Genomic DNA, 18246 nt, shown 5'->3' on the forward strand with positions numbered 1-18246 from the left:
TTAATCAATTTAAACTAATATTTACACTGATTAAACATAGGGTTAGCGGTTTTAATAGCTCTTATGTATTCATTCATAGTTTTGTTTTTCTTTCTGTAATCACTATCAACAAAATGAGTCTTGCTGATAATAAATTACTTTTTATTTATCGATCTAATCAATACATTTACGAGGAATTACAATGTTAAAAAAAAAATCCGCATCTCTAGAGTTTGCTGTCGAAATCAACAAGGACGAACGATTGGAATATATTAAAAGTCATCTTAATGAACGCTTAAAAAAGCCTTATGTTTCTGACGATTTCACTGAAGAAGCAAAACAAAATTTATATACAGGAATGGAAATTGCGCTATTAAATGCTGAGAAAAAACTTACAGCAGAGCACATCATTGACGTTTTTAATGCGATGAACCCTGAAATACGTACCAATATGAAATTTCCTCTTCGAAGACATTCTGTCGCATTTAATACATCTAATAGTGTTGTAAGTGAGCAAGGAGTGTTGGAGCTACTCGTATGGGCTGAAAAAAATGCTACAGGTTATGGTCCTAGATTTGAATTACTAGATCAGTATGGTAGTCCTAAGCATTTTAAGACAGTGCAAGAAATGAGCGCTTCTTTTGGATGTGAATCGAATGAGAGGTTGGCCAAAAAGCTCTTTAACCATTTAAAAAAAGAAAATCCTCCAACTCTAAGGTATGTCCCTCCCTTTGATAGCATCAATCCTTTTATTGATTTAAACGAACTTACAGCAAAACAGGCGAAAGAACTAGAACGATATAAACCTCAGTTTAAGAATTATCAAGATTATGATGCTATTCAACCGAAATTTGAAAATTTAATTACCGAATTCAATAAGATTAGCCAACCTTCTTTGATCGATATTGCGAGTTTTATTAAATCAATGCTTTTATTACATCCTTTCCCGGATGGAAATACAAGAACCTTTAGTTTAGGTATCCTGAATCAGCTATTGCTGAAGAATAAATGGGGTATTTGTTTGGATCTCGATCCTCGCATTGTATTATTGTCTTCTGCAGAGATTGCTACAGCAATAGAAAACAAATTAATCAAATTAAAACAGATTGGTGCTGATAAACTCCCAACTGTTATTCAGATGTCCTCTAATGAATTACACGCCCTCAATTCTTGTAAATTAGATGAAGTTGTATCTCAGGATAAAGAGAAACGGGAACAAAAAGCAGGCCTTAATATAATCGAGAAAACAGCCGATGCCAATTTTAAACTTAATGCAGCTCTTAATACTATCGTAGATTTTGCTAATGAAAATAGAAACTTACGAATAAGTCTATTTACACAAGAAGGGTTTTACGCATTTCGCTTTAATCTTCGTTCCACTGGTGCTACTACTAATGGAAATTATAAACAGCCAACATTCTCTGATTTACAAAAAGAAGTAACTAAGTATGATCTAAGCAGTTTTCCATTCAAGAAGATTGAGTTTCGGTTGTCCGATAGTGGTCCAAACTTGGCTGACCTTAGTTATAAGAACGGTCAATTTACATTGGTTTTTGATGATTCTTATCGTCGTGATCCACGAGTTGAAACATTTTGTCGCAAGCTTAATGAAACGTTAGCAATTAGCTCGTCCTTAGAGACTGACAAGCCGCTTCAAAAAAAGGAAACACTCGATTCATTATTAAATAATAAAAAAGAGCAATTAGAGTCTATACTTTCGCCGGTTGGTGAGCAGTTGGTAAGTCAAAGATTATCTAAAAGGATTCAATCTCCTGCTGAGGATACTAGCACATTAGATAAATTAATTCTTCGACTCGATAGACTGAATAAGCCTAGCTCTTTAAACGAAATAGACATTCCTGACAGTTTGGAGCAAATAGCGCTGGATTTAAATAAAATTTATAGGACTTCTGTTGTTCCTGAAACTGTTGTAAAGAAACAACAAAATTTAGTGAATAAAATAATAGAGCAAGCGCAAACTGGGGATGAACTCTACGCACTTAGTTTACTAGCTGCGACTTATTCAAACGGTTATAAAGAACCAAGATATCATTTTCTACAAAAAGCCGCAGAAAAGGGTCATTTAAAGAGCTTAACCTATATGACTACTGCTGTATTTGCAGGATATTGCAAACCATTGGAAGAATCAATTAAGTGGGGCTTAAATTGCTTACGTTATTTAGAGGAAATAGCGATCCCTAAACTCAAGAAGGCAGACCCCAATTCAGAACAGTTGGCGCATATCCAAGAGTCGTTAGCAGAACTTAGAGAGCGACGTAAAGATATTTTGCCTAAAACGATACCTAGAAATACCATAGATTTTAATGAGTTAGTCATTAAAGTAGTTAAATATAGGATGGAGCGGGGTGGGGATAGCATTACGAGTTTTAATATTAGTCCAGATTCGATTGAGCAATTAGAAAAGAATCAATCAACAATACCAAAATCCCTTACTGATGCAGTTGAATCAAGCCAATCTGATCCAAAATTTAATGAACATGATAAGATGGAAATTGATAGCATCAAAGAGAATACCTCTCAACTTGAAAAGAAAGAAACTATAGAAAATAACTTAAGAACGGTGGCTGAATCTGCAGTAATAGGGCTTACAACAGATACTCCAGCTCTTTCTAATGAAAAAAAGCAATCTTTATTAACAAATATATTTAATAACAAAGCAATCATTGAAGGTTTAAAAACTAGAGTTAAAGGCAAACCTGGAAGCATTGACTATATAATTAATCAATTATGTCAAAAGCGCTATGATTCAAGAGATGAGGCAGAAGAAAAGTTCCTGCATGTAGATAGAGGATATGATATATCTGGATATACTCCGATGCTGCAAGTGATAAATTTTGTAGAGCAAAATTTAGACGAACCGTTTACACCAGCAATTCTTGCAAAAATACTGGATGCTGAATATGGTAATAACTACTATACATATAGCATACGTAGTACAATGTCTTCTTCAGCTGAAACGTCATGTGCTTTCCTGTATTTTAGTCTCATTGGTCCTCGATGTGCATTGTCGGAAAAAAAATTAAACTCAATCACGAATTTGAATGATGGTCGAAATTTATCAGGCGAAATTGGTTCTTTTCTTGCTGTTGTTTTAAATGGAAAACCAGCTCTTCGCCCTGATGTATTAGTTGATGCATTAATAGGGGAGGTCGATTTGCCGAGCGGGCTCGATAATATACCTCTTATTTTTGCATTTCTTCATCATAAGGATGCAATGAATTTAATTATGGATAAATTAAAATTAGCCCCACAAGAATTACAACGATTAACTCATTTCATACGAGACAATCAAACATCACCCTATTTAGAAACAATTAAAAAAGAGCAATCAGAGTCTACTCCTTCCCTTGTTGGTATACAGCTAGCAACTCATGGTCTATTTAAAAGTACAAAACCTGTTGAGATACAGAAGCCAGTACAAAATACGGAATGTGATTCTGAGAGTACACAAAAAACAGAACAGGATGAGAAGATGGAACTCTCAGAACAACATGAGGATCAGGGGTATTTTTGCAGTATACAATAAGTGCATAAGAGATTTAGCTTTACTATGTATTCTTTCAAGGATTCGGTTTTTTAGTGACATGTTAAATCCTAATATTTTGTCCGATAATTGTATGCATATTTCGGACTGATTTGAAGAAAATACTCGATGATTTTATTCTTGCGATATAAATGCACTAAATTATAGGCAGCCTTTGCTTATTTGTAACTATGCCTCTCGATTAGAATGGGGCTTGTGAGAATCGCCATATATGGTTCTAATGATGTATTTAATCATTAGAACCATAATGGTGAAATTAGGCAGCGGTCAAATTAGAAAAATAACCCTAATATCAAAAGCAGGTATATTAAATGGGAGTGATATTTTAATGTTTTCTCGTTTTTTTTCCGTGCTGTTTTTAATTATTATTATAAATAGTTCGTTCAGGAGGGAAGTCTGCTGCTCTTGGCTAATGCCAAAAAAATTATTAATCGAGCTTTGGATATAGGTTGGCATCGAGACCATATTTTGACTATGACCTAGCTTAAAATCGATATTTCGTATTTGAGCTTGAAAAAAAAAGAATAAGGTCTGCTAAAACAATGACGAATGTAACCACTGAAATAAGCGAAGCCAAAAGACGAGGAACCTTAAATTTTTCAAGAAATGTCGCAAATGGTTTTAAAGACAAAGCTAAAATAAGCGCTGCGAGTAAAGGGTTAAATAAAGGAGCTGAGATAACCAGTATGTAACCTGTAAGTAGGATATTTGCAATAAAATAAAAATACTTTTGTGAGAATGGAGTCATCATTTTTTAACTTCTCCAAGAGCAGTTATTTGCTCAGCCTATACCTATTAAAATATACTCATAATCAAAAGGATAAAAGCCATTAAAGCCATCCCTATATCTTCCGTAAGTGTGACTGTAGATAAAGGCACATCTAGAACAGTACCCATACAAGGACAATTGATATCAAGCCCTTGTTGCAATCCCTTGATCACGCCAATGGCACCAATGATTAAAATAATAATCGTGATGAGGTAGGTTAGTATTGGTAAAAAAAACGAGAAGTAAGCGAGGCCCAAAAGTAATTCAATCAAAGGATAGCAATAAGCATAAATTCGAGAGCGCTTGGCGATTATATCGTACATCTCGAAGCCATCGGCAAAATCTAGGGGATGAAATAGTTTTAAAGCACTGAAAATTACAAGAAAAATACCCATAAAATAATGCATCCAAACAAGCATGTCGCCACCAACTTGCCAATTTATGCTAAGTGCTGCTAGTAATGAAATGATAATCAAAGAAATTAAAGGCCAGTATTTTTTTAATGATGGTTGATTGGATTGATTTTCTAATTTTCCCTTTACTAAACTCTGATACTTTGGATGCTTCTTAATATAACTTCTAACATAAGGACAGCTGGGAACCACTTGATAATTGTTATCTTTTGCATATTGTAAAGCATAATCAGTGATATTATCAGCAATCCCTTGATTTCTTAGATTTTCAGGTACAAAAGTAGCATAATAATCCAAAGTTTGCTCATCAAGTTTTTTATATTTTAAATTGCTCTCTTCATTATTTTTCTTAACGTAGAATTTTTGATTTTGTTTATCGTGTCTTATATTTAATTCCATTTCTCTCTTCCTTGATGGTTAATTCGAGACATCGAGTTTAGCTACAACAAAACGATATTTTTCTAATTGCAATCCATTCAATCTATAATTAATTTATTTGTAAGTGTGTGGTTAAACTTAGCAGTCATACCGATTTTTAGCAAATAGCATGTATTAAAGTTTTGTGTTCTTGATTAGTGCTCAGGTTGGCTAGTAAGTTTACAATTTTTGAAGTATAAATCATCTTATGTTACATATTTGCTACAAAACCAGATCTTCGGTAGAACGGCTTTTTGGTTAACTTATTGAAATAAATTGATGAACGTGTTCCGTGGATTTGAACCATGCCCGAAATAGATAATCTTCGCCCGCATCCAAAATATTTTGAATAAAAGGAGCTGTAGCATAAAGGCTGTCTGCGAGCCAAATGAAGGACATGCGAGGATGTCGTGACCTTATTGACGGGAGAAGGCGGTAAGCCGCATTGATCTCACAATCTTGATTCTCTGTACCATCTGTATTTTTAATTACTTCTGGCATTAACGGAAGTATATGCTTCTTGTCGGGCTGACAGATAATCGGTCAAGCGGTTTGCAACTCAGGTGCTTTTTGATCTTCATTTTTTTAGTACAACGATATGAGTAATTAAGATGAAAAGTATCTTAAATTTATCGCCATTTTCATAGAAAAATATCCAAAACAGTGCGAAATAATTTTTATAACCCCCCTTATAATAAAGGGCTAGAGACCTGAATGAGATGTGTTGGGCATAACTACGACCTCAATACGGCTGACCTGAACTTTGTTTAAAATTTTCGACCCGATTACACACGCCATATTTAATGAACTCCACTTATTCCACGGATACTTTGTTGTTGTTCTTGTTGTTCCTCAGATATTTTTGTATCGTCCTTATCAGGGGGTTTTTCCATTTTTATCTTTTGAATATTCTGACTCCCTGTGTCCTGAGGAGAAATAGCGCTATCTGGAGGTGAGCTCATTACATTAGCAACCTGATTTTTATCTTGTGCTACAAAATTCTGTGTGGCTTTTTGAGCCAGATCCTCACTTTTTGTATTTTGTGCGACATTATTTATCAATTTACAAATATTCGGATATTTCGCCAATTCATTTCGAATCTTATCCCCTTGCGGACCATTAAGTTGATCATTCAGTGCATCTCGCACTTCAGGGCTATCTAAATAAGGCTTAAGCGCGCTTTTCGCTTGTTTTTCTGCCAGAGAACTTGCCCCTGGTATACCCAGTAAGGTATTGATAGTGCTTAGTTTGCTCGCGTTTTTTTCTAAATGATCCCCCAAATTTTTTTGATTATTAATATGGTCGGCTACTTCTTTATTTGTTGGTGGTGGCCCATCACCCATTTTTAAGCCAAAAATTGATAAAAGTAACTCAAAGATCTTTTTCACTATATTAGCAAGAAACCCTGAATTTTTATTCTCATCTGTATTTTTTGTGCTAGAATTATGCTCACGTTCTTGCATCATTCATCCCCACATCTATATCACGCATTTTCTTAATATTTAAATTATAGTCAATATTGGGGTTTAATTACAGGAACAGTCTCTTCCAATACAAAATGAATATCCTAGCCTCTTCAGGTCAAATTTCTGGTAAGAACTGTTTTTAAGATAAAATCACTGGCGATATGTTTGAGTTGTAAAAGCCGATAAGTCATTAGTGCTTCGAGCCAGAAAATGAGTATGGTTGGGAATTTTTGATGATCGTTATGTGCTGGTCTTTTTTTGTAAAGAGTTCCTTATTTATAATAATTTTATATAATATAGGAAAGTATTAAAAAACGAATTTGTGCGAGCATTTTATTTTAAGGTGCAATGTGTAGCAATAAGTAGCATCAATGTAGCGTAGTTATTGCGGGGGGTATTTTGATATAGAGATGGCGCGGCAATCCTTTTGTAAACGCTATTATTAGGTAAATAAAGATTCGTCATTGAGAAAGTGTCAGCACATCTCATTCAGGTCTCTAGCCCTTTATTATAAGGGAGGTTATAAAAATTATTTCAATTTATTATCATTAACATGATAAACCAATCGATATCCAGATTGGCGCAGTTTTATTTTATAACATTCTTTAAGGTTTCCTCTAAGATTCGCTGAAGCGACATGAGGATTTTCAAGACGCTGCTTTAGTACTTTTTTAAATTGCTCCTGTAAAGGTATCTGTAAATGAAAATTACTTATTCTTAATTGAAGAATGTAACTAATACTTTTAGATAATTAATAAGATATTAAAATGATTTCAATATAAATTATTATTTGGCAATTCAACATGATGATCGATATAGATCATATTGAAGAACTTGAAAGAGCAGTGGAGATCAAGTTTCCGGTTTCCTATACAGTCGATATCAAATCTATCAAAACAATTCTTCTGGATTTGGCAAATAAAGATAAAGAGATTATGGAAAAACCTTCTCCTGAAGTAACTATAAGCGACTTTTCCGACTTTTCTATTGATTTAGGCTTAAAGTTTTGGACTCATACTCATAAAGCAAATGCAGTTAAAAATCGATTGCAAGAAGCGATTAAACAAGAATTTGAGAAAAAAGAAATCGAAGTTTCATAGAATAAAGATCACAGTATGTCATGAATGACAATAGCTGGGGTTTAGCTGTAAACACCCACATTTTTACAGCCTGTTCAGTGTTTCTCAAGCCGGCGAGAAATCGTCGATTTTCTGTGGTTCATTGCTCCCTAAAACGACTATGATCAGATCAAATTTGAACTACAAGTAGTTCGAAGTCAAAACATAAGCTAGTCAAATTATTAAAATTCAAGCACTTCCTTTGACTCATCTGATGAATCAAGGAAACCTTGCTCTGTTAATGTATCACATACAATCTCGATTAAGCTATTTACTAAGAATTGATGAGAGATGGGCTAGCCCTGAAATAATTAGAGCTAGAGAAGTCATTCATGAGTTTTATCTTGATGCTAAAAAAAGATAGCCTCATTATGAAAATCACCAAATAAAACCCGTCATTGCTCAAGCTATTAGAGATTTAAATGACGATGAAACCCAAATAGAAAAATTTATAAAATTATTAAATTTACCTAATCCTTTTGGGTCTAAAGTGTTACCTATGTCTCCGGTATAATTTGTAACGGCAAATTCGGAATAGACCTTGATTTAATGGCGCGCCCGGAAGGATTCGAACCTCCGACCCCCTGGTTCGTAGCCACGTGATCAAGAAAATTATTTAATAAAATCAGCGTGTTGTGATGTAACAAAATTAGCAACTGCTGCCTAAAACTGCTTGGAACAACTATGGTTATACTACAGTTGGTTACAATTTTGCTACATGTAGATTCTAGGCAAAATGGAATTACGTGATAAAAACGCCTTGTGAAATTTTTAAAAATGAACGATAATAGTGCTAAGAAAACCCGTCAAGGCTATGCTCAATTGAGTATCCTCAAACCGACGGGTTACTTTTTTATAAGAAGGTAAAAATGGAATTTACTCAGCCATTCCTTACTATCCAAGAACAATTAGAATTACTGTCTGATCGCGGTTTAATTATTGATGATGCTGCGGAACACTACCTCCAACATTTAAATTATTATCGTTTATCAGGTTATTGGCTTCCATTTTATGAGGATGATTCTTCAAACAACTTTAAAAGTGATACAAAATTTTCTGATATTTTAAATCTATATATTTTTGATCGTGAATTGCGTTTATTACTTTTGGACGGCATTGAGCGTATTGAGGTTTCAGTTAGGACTCAGTGGGCATACCATTTATCTCAGTATCATGGAGCATATGCCTATATGGATTGTAATTTAAGTAATAATTCGTTTTGGCATACTCAAAATTTAATTGCTTTAGAAAAGGAAATCAAGCGTAGCGATGAACTTTTTATTTCTCATTTTAAAAAAAATAATATTGCACCTCCAATATGGGCTATCTGTGAAGTTCAGTCCTTTGGATTATTATCAAGATGGTTAAAATGTATGAAACCTACGCAACCACGTAATAAAATAGCAGAAACATACCATGTTGATTATCAGGTGCTTGTTAGCTTCATTGAGCATTTATCTTATGCTCGTAATTTATGTGCGCATCATAGTCGTGTTTGGAATAAAAAGATGACCAAGACGATGAAAATACCGCAATCCAAGCCGGCTGATTTAGTTAGCAATTTTAATAGTGACACATCTTCTATTCGTAAAATATATACAATACCTTGGTGTTAATGCTTTATATTCTGAATTTAATAAGCCCTAATAATCATTTCAAAAGAAGATTAATTACTTTAATAAATGATCATAAAATAAATCCCGTTTTAATGGGATTTCCTTTAGACTGGAAAGATAGGAATATTTGGAATTGATTAGTGTTGGTATCTGGAGATTGTTTCATCTTTTAGTAATTGTTCCACATCTTCCATTCTGTTTTTAAAATCTTTGGGTATCCAATAGACTTTCACTTGATCTTTATACATTATACTTCTAGCTAAATCATGTTTGATTTTATCTTTATTAAACTCTTTTGAAAATTCTCTTCTCATTTAATAGCTACCAATTTAAGATTACGATCTTAACTGCCCAAATTTATAATCGCAATTAAGAATGTTACCAAAAATTAAGGAAACTACCTCAACACTGGATCAATATGTATTAACCTTAAGAGATAAGTGCAATTAAACAAAACAGCATTATTCATAAATCAAAATAAATTGTTTTTATAAAAACTTAGGGAGTTTTGTTCTTTCAATTTAGAATGATCATTTATTTCTTCTCCTATAACTGACCGCTTCAAATTTTTTTCCGTTTTATTTTTACAACTTTCTAATTTTTTTAAATTGATTAACGATAAATCTAGGTGCGAATCATCTTTAGATTTTGAAAATCCTATTTTTGTGTTGGCTAGAGTATCATTGACGAGCTTATATGAATTTTTATTTAAAAGGTATACCTCATTGGGTAAATGCGAATCATCTCTAGATTGATGAAATTTTTTTTCTGTATTATCAATTGCACTGTTTGACTCCTCAACCTCATTAGCTTGTGTATTTGATGTCCTATATAACAAAATTTTTGCTAAATATTTAGGAAAAGATACAAAAGCACTCAAAAAAGTTAAAACGCCCTCTTTAATAGTATTAATCGTAGATCTTACCAAAGAAAATACATTATTGGACTTTTATCAAGTAATAAAAGATATAAAGTTATCTAAAGAACTTGAAAAAGAAGCTCAAAGATTAAATATTCCAGTTCTTTATCATGTTAAATCATTCGACGAATTAAAGAATAGTATTTTACTGAATGAGTGGAGAAATTTACCTGCACAGGTGGACATACCAGCTAACTCACAAATTTTTGGACAATTAGTTTATTCATCCGGAGTAGAAGGAATTTTATATCCTTCCAAAATGTCCTCAGTAAAAAAATGTTTAGCTATTTTCCCTAGGAATTTTGCAAATTCATCTTCAACAATAAAAATACAGGATAAAGATTTACCTGAAACTTTAAAAAATATGGAATTAAACTGTGAAACCTATATTCATCTTTAGTTCTTGATTGGGATAGTGTAATTAATCATTGTCGAAGAGATAAAACCTCTCATTGATTCCTAGTAATCGTTGGACCACATACATATTCGGCAATGTAATATTAAAACACGGAGAAGGGCGTTAGATCGCGCAGGAATGGAAAATTTTGTAAGCACCTAATTAACACCACCTAGACCATCTCAAATAAGCTGTAGATAATTGCTTCCATTGAACCAACGGGAGCAAAGCAATGAAAATACAGTCACGACCTCATAAAATTTGGCAAGATCATATAAAGGGTTGGGAACAGAGTGGTTTAAGCCAAAAGGCCTATTGAGGCCCGCTGTTATTTGGCGAAAAAAATATTTTGGAACTCGCTCGGATTATGGTTCTGACTTCGTTGCCAGAACCATGTCTCTTATTACTTCTTGCAGATTACAAGCGATAAGTGCTTTTGAGGTGTGTTCTCAGATTTTAACTTCTTATTTTTCCGGGCAAAAATCTTTGATTTTTGCTAGTCCCACCGGACCTTGTGTCTTATGGTTAAAAGTAGGTGGAACTCCAGAGGGAGTCTATCAGTATATTTCGATTTTAAAAGACCACAGCCCAGGAGTTTTTAAACATACAATATCTGATGAAAAATTTTGCTCTTTATCCCATGATTTATTTTATAGTGAGGTATTTGGCCGCTTTTTCCCTCCACTTTGTATCACTACAACGTGCACTCCAAACAGCGATACAACAATAACTTTCTCAGATTGTGGAGAAAGTTCATTAAGGAATTTTATTAACATATTAATCAAGAATAATGACGAATTCATCCTGGATTCAAGCTATTTGGAAAAAACGAACCTTAATATAGATGCAAGAGTCATTAAATTTTATAAAGACAATAATAGTATTTTAGATATTAAGAAAATAGACAATCATAATCAATGGGCTCAAATTGTCTCTGAATTAAACACATTGGATCCTTCAATTAAATAGTTATCACCCAGGAATAAATCATATTGTGAGCTCGCTGCTGGGGGCCATAACATGCTTAAAGTGCTGAAAATTCTTTTGGGTACCGATGATGTTGTTAAAATTTGTGAGGAAATTTCGTTAACTTCTAATAAAAGAATCGACTGTGATTTATCTCAATTTTATCCTGAAAATGACAATATTTCTGACTATGAAAATTTCATTAAAATTACAATTAATAAGACGTATGTTTTTTATTGGTATTTTTTAAAACAACATTTCAGGTGCAAAACTACCGATTTAAATAATGAAGAAAATGAATTAAAAATTAATAGATTGCATGAAATACATAAATGGTTTATAAGTAAACAGATTGATTTCAATTCTTATAGAAATATTATTAGTTTTATTACTAAAGAGATGCATATTAGGGATGTATTAGATTTGTGTAATAATCTCGATATTGGGCAAAATCAAAAGTTAGAGCTAGTATTTACTGCTAAATTAAACTCAATAGACTCTATGTTTGATTTTTGTATGGCAGTACTCAGCAGAGACGAATTTATTTGCGAGAGTACTTTGATTATTATCACTCGCATCATCGATAAAATTACAGATCATCCTGTTATTAAGGAACAAACTAGGGCATTAGTACAATTAGTTAAGAAACGCCAGATTGAACCTCTTTATCCAGTTCTGAAACGCTGGTGCACCAATTAACTAATTCTCTTTGCAGAATTGTACATGGAGTATATTGTGAATAAGAAGCTCTCTCTTTTTGTAATCATATCCTCATCATTAATAACCTTAATGACGAGTGATATTTTTTTGCCTAGTATGCCGCAAATAGCGGAGTATTTTGCTGTAGACAACTCTAAGGCTCAGCTTTCAATATCATTGTTTTTAGGTGGACAAATACTTTCCACACTTTTTTGGGGTCCCTTATCCGATAACATTGGAAGAAAAAAATCTTTTTCAATGGGAATGTATTTATTTTTTTCAGGCACAATAATTTGTATTTTACCTACTAATATTTATACATTTTTATTGGGTAGAATAATACAAGGTATTGGAGGTGTTGTTGCTCCTGTAGTTGGATGGGCTTTGATTCAAGACATGTACCCTAAAGATAAAAGTGCCGGAATTATGTCCTGGATAGGAAGTATTATTGCTCTAGGACCAATGATTGCTCCAGCACTAGGTGGACAAATCACAAATTACTTTCACTGGAAGGGCGATTTTTATTTTATTGCGTTCATTACTGGCATTATCTTGATAGGGCTATCCGCGCTACCACAGAGCCGCTTAACGACAAAAAAAATGGGTTCAACGAAACATGCTATAAAACAATATTCAAAGATTTTAACGAATAAATTATTTGTAAGTTATGTTTCTTTATTTGCTCTATTAGCATGCGGCCAATGGTGTTTCTTAACTATGGCTCCATTTTTATATGAAAATACAATGCATTTATCTGCTGATAAAGTTGGTTTTTTAATGGCGTTAAGCGCATCTTTTTTCATTATGGGCACAACATTAGCGTCTCGTCTGCTGAATAAATTGGGAATTGATAGACTTCTTAGTATTGGCACTAAATTATCAACCTTTAGTGGAGCAATATTACTAGGATTTCATTTTACGGGCATTTATAACCCGATTCTTACCTCATTGGCATTTGGATTTTATCTTTTTTGTGCGGCTTTATTATGGGGAGCAAGCTCATCAAGAGCGTTACAATGCTATGAAGAGCAGAGAGGTGCTGCCTCTTCAATCCGAAGCTTGCTAATGATAGGTTTTTTTGCCGCGGGTAGTTATCTGGGTACATTAATAAGAAATGATAGTCTCTTAGATGTATCCATAATACTTATTATTTTATCTACTAGTTCGATTGCGGTTCATTTTTCTACAATGTCAGGGAAGAGCAAGATAACTTTAGTAGATAATAACTAAGCTTGTTTATGGTGGGCGCAGCTGGAATCGAACCGAGCGGCTTCTGTAAAGTAAGAACAGCACTCTACCACTGGGTTATGCGCCTCTTGTACAGGAAAATTTTATCAAACATTCAGGTGTCTGTCGATCATTAAACGGCTCTACCCCAACAAAGGGGGCATTTTAATCAAGTTAGTCTAGACTAACCCTTTGATTTGACGGTCAAAAGGAGGATTAAAATGCCTAAGAAAGATTGTATCCTAAATTTGCCGGGATATTCTATTAAAAAGGTGAGTGGAGAGAACCCGGTTTATATCGAAGTCACTTATCGTTGTATTGTTCGATGCGTTCATTGTGGTAATAAGAAGTTACGTAAAAAAGACAGTTTCATAAGGCGAATCCGCCATGAGTCGATTGGATTGCGTCGCAGTTACTTGTGTATCAAGGCTCATAAGTATTATTGTCCTGCGTGCGGTCGCTATTTTAATCAACGATTTCCGGGGATAGGTAAATATCAAAGAGCCAGCGAGAGTTTGCGTAAACAGGTGTTTCACTACCATAGCAAAGGAGTGAGTCAAAAGGATTTGGCTCGTGATTTAAAGCTGGGTAAATCGACTGTAGAGCGCTGGTATCATTACGGTTATGAGCTTCGTCATAAAAAGATATTAAATCGTCCTTGCCCAAGAGTTCTTGGCCTGGATGAGCATTCATTTAATAGGAAAGTGGGTTATGCCACAACGTTTTGTGATTTGGCCAAACATAAAATATTTGATGTGGTTGAGGGTCGTTCAGAAAAGGATTTAGAAGGCTATCTAAACGCACTAGAAGGAAAAGATAAGGTACAGGTAGTCTGTATTGACTTAAGCTCCAGTTACCGCAAGTTAATTAGGCGTTACTTTCCCAATGCAATGATTGTTGCTGATCGTTTTCATGTGATTCGTTTATTGAATCAAAAATGGCGCGCCCGGAAGGATTCGAACCTCCGACCCCCTGGTTCGTAGCCTTCTTCTCGTTATTTAAAATCTTTAATAATCAATACCTTACGATGCATCAAAATCGTAAAAAACCGCCAAAAACGGTATAAAACAGCCGAGTACTGTCACAGTTATGTCACAATTTACGACACAATTTTCATTATTATAATAATTAATTTTAAAATTATTAATTAAAATCACCAATTAATTTGGATAAAAAATGAATGTCACTTATATTTACGTCCTTTTTGTTTAGCTTATCTAATAAATATTGCAAAATATCCTTTTCTTTTTTTCTGTAATAACGAGGTTTCTCATATCTAATCAAAGGAGGTATCCAATGGAAAAAATTCATAAAGATTCATTTAATAATTTATATTCACTTTTTAAAGATGAATATAAATGGCTTTCTCCTTTAAACGGTTTTTTTTGGTTAAATAATGAGCTTATTGAGAAATATTATAATTTTGGAAGTGGCTGCTTAAAATACCAAACAATCCTGGAGGAATTATTTTATCAAAACAAGCAAGTTGAATTTGATGTTACTTCAGATATAAAAAGAAATGGATTTTATTTAACCGATCACATTATTGGGATGTTAATGGTAATTATAATTGAGGCTAGGAGCGCTAATAAACAAATTTTAGACACTACACTGGCAAGTAAAATTTACCATGTGTTAACTAATTCTTCTGATTATCAAAACAGAATTAATGAAATTACAATGCACCATGCAAATTGCAAAAGGCTTGGGAGCGTTATTTTAGATGTTTATAAAAAAGTAAAAGCTAATATTACTCAAATAGAAAGTAATATATTAACATTGGAAAAAGAAGTTAAAAATGAAACCCTTGCGAATAATAAATTAATACAGCAGTCTGAATTTTGTTAAAGCACGCACATACTGAATTTGATAGATAACATGTCGTTAAGGCAAGCTATACGCGCAGCACGCAATCGAACTGAGGCCTATCATCAGTTACAGAGTCTCATTAGGAAAATATATCGCGGAGTTTTTAAAGGAAGAAAAGTAGTAAACAATAGAGTCAGTGCACATGCGGTAAGACTCCTTGCAAATTGTATCATTGCCCACAATGGTATTATTTTGAATACCATTTATGAGAAAATGCTCGAAGAGAGCGTTAACCAAGAGATTATTGATGAATTTCTTCGAATATCACCTATTGCTTGGGCGCACATTGCCTTCACGGGTAAATACAGTTTTAAGAAAAGTAATGGCAATATTGATATTACAACGATGGTTGACGCAATGGAAAAACATTTGAAGCAATATTTTTGGAAATCAGCCACGTCCGAAGCAAACTCTATGGGATGACAAATTTTATATCATGATGGCAATGATATTGCGCACGTTATTTGCCTAAACTTGAAATCCCACTTTTTGGAGGTTCTTCGGCATAACCCCTAATCCAAACATTCATAACCCTGTAAGGTCAGCGTAATTTGCCACTTTTACAATGAAATATAAGGAATTAGAAAATATTTCTTGTATTTGGAGGTGGTTAAAATGCACGCAAAATTACCAAATGATATTCAGTTTTCTAAACGAATTTTAATATTCTCTGAATATGTTGATAATAATGGTGATCTCACTTTTGGTTGCAAATTGGCAGCAAATATCGCATCACAATATCCGAATAATAAGATAGATGTTTGTACAATACCTAAAAAACGAGGTAAAGAAGCATGTGCCAAAGGCATGCAACTTGCTAAGGATGAAAAACTTAATGACTTTAATAAAAATAATAGCTATCCAGTAAAACATTTAGATGATTATATAAAAGACAACAAAAATAAATTAGATATGGTTATTGTTGGTCCAGTTGTAATGCCAGGTTGTGTACAGGATATACTCAGTCTTAAGAAAAAAATCGATTTTAATACTAAAATATTATTAATTTCTGAATACGGTTTTCCTCAAAAATCATTAGAGCAAATAAAAGAACTATTTACAGACCAGGGTTTTAAAAATGTCTCAATTCAGGCAACTGGTGTTACCGAAGGGAAGGGGATCTTCGTCAATCAGGAAATAAAGAATTTTAACAAAAAGGATCAGGGGCAAGTTCAAACAGTTTCTCAAACTTTAGGAGCTGTTGGTAAGTTATTATATGGGGCAGCTGATGAAGCTAATTTATCGAGTTATCTATCAAGCCATGAAGTAGCAATGCATTATAGCCACAATAACGCGGAAAAGGTTGTCGGTATTCATACACGATATGTTAATTCAGATAAAGATACTGATTTAATAGTACTTGGCGAATCAGCAAAAAATGATAAGCAAGCCCTCATAACCAATATGGAAATTCTTAAAGAAAAAGGGTTCGCAAAAATAGTCTATGTTGATGCCCCAAATGAACCAGAGACTCTCTTTGATAATGGGAGGGATGGCTCTACTTATCGTATAGTTCACACAGGTCGAGTTTCGTTAGAACAATCGATAGCCTTAAGAAAAATTTCAGGTGAATTTAGTGGGGCTACCGGAGACCAATCCTATAGCGAAGCATTATCTCGTTCTCCAATAGTTATTTATGAAACTCAAGTATGGAAACGTAATTTTTTAGAAGATCAAATAGCGTTGGCTAATCAAATAGATCCATCAGGGCAGCTTGGTCGCACTATTCAGTTAATGGGTAGCCAAGATATAAAGAAAAATGAATATGATGAGCTTGTGGACTTACTAAAGCAAGAATTTGTAAAAGATGGACTTCAAAACTTTAGAAAAATAGCAACAGAGGATCGTTGTTTACAAGATAAAATTAGCGAACAGATCAAAGATATGACTTTGGTAGCAAGAAATAAAAAAGATGAAGGATTCAGTTTTTCCAAATTTAAAAAAGATTTTATGTTGTTAATAGGAAAAGAAAATAACGGGAAAAAGGAGCTAGTAGAAGATGACGAAGAAGTAGAAGACATCAGAAAATTTAAAATGAATTAATTAACTAAAGATGGAGAGAATGATGACCTATTCTAGATTTGATAACCAGCTCTTGGAAACCAGTATTGCGTTGCAAGATTCTGACATAAATTGTATAGAGGTTGTTGCAATTGCAAAGAAACTGGAAGAACGAACTGATTTTACTCTTGATTTATCAAGTAACCCTTTGTTAGAAAAAGGGGGACTTGCTATTGCAAAATTAAGAGCCAAGGGCTTAGGGTTAGCTAAAACATTCATCACGGATAATGTGGTGAAGGAGTTATTTACTAATTCTGATTTACAAAGTCTCAATATTCGTGGAAATAAAATAACTGATACGGTATTCACAACACTACAGGCTGAAGGATGTAAATTGGAAGCTCTCGATTTATCTTATACGGAAATAACAGATGCCACTATCGATGTTCTTATGAAACTCCCAAATTTAAAACTTTTACTTGTTGATTTTAATAAGGTATCTGATGAAAGTACTTTAAAAATACTAAAGATGCCTTCCTTATGTTATTTAGAGGTATTTGGCTGTGAGCTTCAAAAAAATACTATTAAAGTCGTCAATGATTTTAATAAAAAAAACAAGGAAAAAACGGCAAATATTCTAAGAAATGAAGTTATAGTAACGCCTTCTTCCGATATAGATTTTTTTGAGAAGGAGAATAAAACTTGCTCGTTAATATAATAAAAGGTTTTGTCGCGAAAAAATGTTTAGAACGAAGCTGGAGAACTGCTGGACGAGCTTATTGTCATTTTTCTAAGTCGATGTCAGCAGTGATTACTGAGAACCCA

17 protein-coding genes and 1 pseudogene are annotated in these 18246 nt (G+C 33.6%); 12 read left to right on the forward strand and 6 right to left on the reverse strand.

Translation table 11 applies throughout. The annotated features are described in order from the left end of the window. The first annotated feature begins 181 nt into the window (after positions 1-181). Positions 182-3526 carry a Fic family protein gene (locus Lgra_RS01010; protein ID WP_058497438.1) on the forward strand — a complete coding sequence of 1115 codons (3345 nt, stop codon included), beginning with the start codon at positions 182-184 and terminating at the stop codon, positions 3524-3526. A 502-nt stretch (positions 3527-4028) separates the two neighbouring features. On the opposite strand, the gene Lgra_RS01015 is transcribed toward Lgra_RS01010, so the two are convergent. The 4 genes from Lgra_RS01015 to Lgra_RS17325 form a co-directional block, all read right to left on the reverse strand. Further along, positions 4029-4295 carry a hypothetical protein gene (locus tag Lgra_RS01015; protein WP_058497439.1) on the reverse strand — a complete coding sequence of 89 codons (267 nt, stop codon included), beginning with the start codon at positions 4293-4295 and terminating at the stop codon, positions 4029-4031. A 44-nt stretch (positions 4296-4339) separates the two neighbouring features. Continuing rightward, positions 4340-5125 (reverse strand): GNAT family N-acetyltransferase, encoded by a 786-nt coding sequence (locus tag Lgra_RS01020; protein ID WP_058497440.1) that lies wholly within the window; start codon positions 5123-5125, stop codon positions 4340-4342. Between the two features lie 818 nt (positions 5126-5943). Then, positions 5944-6609, reverse strand: coding sequence for a hypothetical protein (locus tag Lgra_RS01030; protein ID WP_131743528.1), 666 nt, complete (start codon positions 6607-6609; stop codon positions 5944-5946). 529 nt (positions 6610-7138) lie between these two features. Beyond that, a complete protein-coding gene (locus tag Lgra_RS17325) occupies positions 7139-7348 on the reverse strand; it encodes a type II toxin-antitoxin system RelE/ParE family toxin (protein ID WP_083502833.1) in 210 nt (69 codons plus the stop codon). Positions 7349-7412: 64 nt separating this feature from the next. Between Lgra_RS17325 and Lgra_RS01035 the strand changes: the two genes are divergently transcribed. Next, positions 7413-7709: a mechanosensitive ion channel domain-containing protein gene (locus Lgra_RS01035; protein ID WP_058497443.1), complete on the forward strand. Its 297-nt coding sequence runs from the start codon at positions 7413-7415 to the stop codon at positions 7707-7709. An 887-nt stretch (positions 7710-8596) separates the two neighbouring features. Next, complete coding sequence (locus Lgra_RS01040; RefSeq protein WP_202967159.1) at positions 8597-9343, forward strand: Abi family protein; 747 nt, start codon at positions 8597-8599, stop codon at positions 9341-9343. A gap of 137 nt (positions 9344-9480) precedes the next feature. Here the strand turns inward: Lgra_RS01040 and Lgra_RS17685 are convergent, their stop codons facing one another. Continuing rightward, complete coding sequence (locus Lgra_RS17685) at positions 9481-9657, reverse strand: hypothetical protein (protein ID WP_157068241.1); 177 nt, start codon at positions 9655-9657, stop codon at positions 9481-9483. A 158-nt stretch (positions 9658-9815) separates the two neighbouring features. Next, a complete protein-coding gene (locus tag Lgra_RS01045) occupies positions 9816-10271 on the reverse strand; it encodes a hypothetical protein (RefSeq protein WP_058497444.1) in 456 nt (151 codons plus the stop codon). A gap of 13 nt (positions 10272-10284) precedes the next feature. On the opposite strand from Lgra_RS01045, the gene Lgra_RS01050 reads away from it, so the two are divergent. The 9 genes and pseudogenes from Lgra_RS01050 (at position 10285) to Lgra_RS01095 (ending at position 18139) form a co-directional block, all read left to right on the forward strand. Next, positions 10285-10662 carry an RES family NAD+ phosphorylase gene (locus Lgra_RS01050; protein ID WP_058497445.1) on the forward strand — a complete coding sequence of 126 codons (378 nt, stop codon included), beginning with the start codon at positions 10285-10287 and terminating at the stop codon, positions 10660-10662. Between the two features lie 258 nt (positions 10663-10920). Further along, a complete protein-coding gene (locus Lgra_RS01055; RefSeq protein WP_058497446.1) occupies positions 10921-11628 on the forward strand; it encodes a hypothetical protein in 708 nt (235 codons plus the stop codon). A gap of 51 nt (positions 11629-11679) precedes the next feature. Beyond that, positions 11680-12324: a hypothetical protein gene (locus Lgra_RS01060; RefSeq protein ID WP_058497447.1), complete on the forward strand. Its 645-nt coding sequence runs from the start codon at positions 11680-11682 to the stop codon at positions 12322-12324. Between the two features lie 36 nt (positions 12325-12360). Continuing rightward, positions 12361-13554 (forward strand): multidrug effflux MFS transporter, encoded by a 1194-nt coding sequence (locus Lgra_RS01065; protein ID WP_058497448.1) that lies wholly within the window; start codon positions 12361-12363, stop codon positions 13552-13554. A gap of 218 nt (positions 13555-13772) precedes the next feature. Further along, a pseudogene (locus tag Lgra_RS01075) lies at positions 13773-14486 on the forward strand (ISL3 family transposase); the annotation flags it as partial. A 361-nt stretch (positions 14487-14847) separates the two neighbouring features. Next, complete coding sequence (locus Lgra_RS01080) at positions 14848-15399, forward strand: hypothetical protein (protein WP_058497449.1); 552 nt, start codon at positions 14848-14850, stop codon at positions 15397-15399. Between the two features lie 12 nt (positions 15400-15411). Further along, positions 15412-15843: a Tn3 family transposase gene (locus tag Lgra_RS01085; protein ID WP_338011207.1), complete on the forward strand. Its 432-nt coding sequence runs from the start codon at positions 15412-15414 to the stop codon at positions 15841-15843. 192 nt (positions 15844-16035) lie between these two features. Next, positions 16036-17463, forward strand: a complete 1428-nt coding sequence (locus Lgra_RS01090) for a hypothetical protein (RefSeq protein ID WP_058497451.1) — start codon at positions 16036-16038, stop codon at positions 17461-17463. Between the two features lie 22 nt (positions 17464-17485). Continuing rightward, entirely contained in the window at positions 17486-18139 is a 654-nt protein-coding gene (locus tag Lgra_RS01095; RefSeq protein WP_058497452.1) for a leucine-rich repeat domain-containing protein, read from the forward strand. The last annotated feature ends 107 nt before the right edge of the window (positions 18140-18246 follow it).

It is taken from the genome of Legionella gratiana (genome assembly GCF_001467695.1).
Taxonomy (GTDB): domain Bacteria; phylum Pseudomonadota; class Gammaproteobacteria; order Legionellales; family Legionellaceae; genus Legionella; species Legionella gratiana.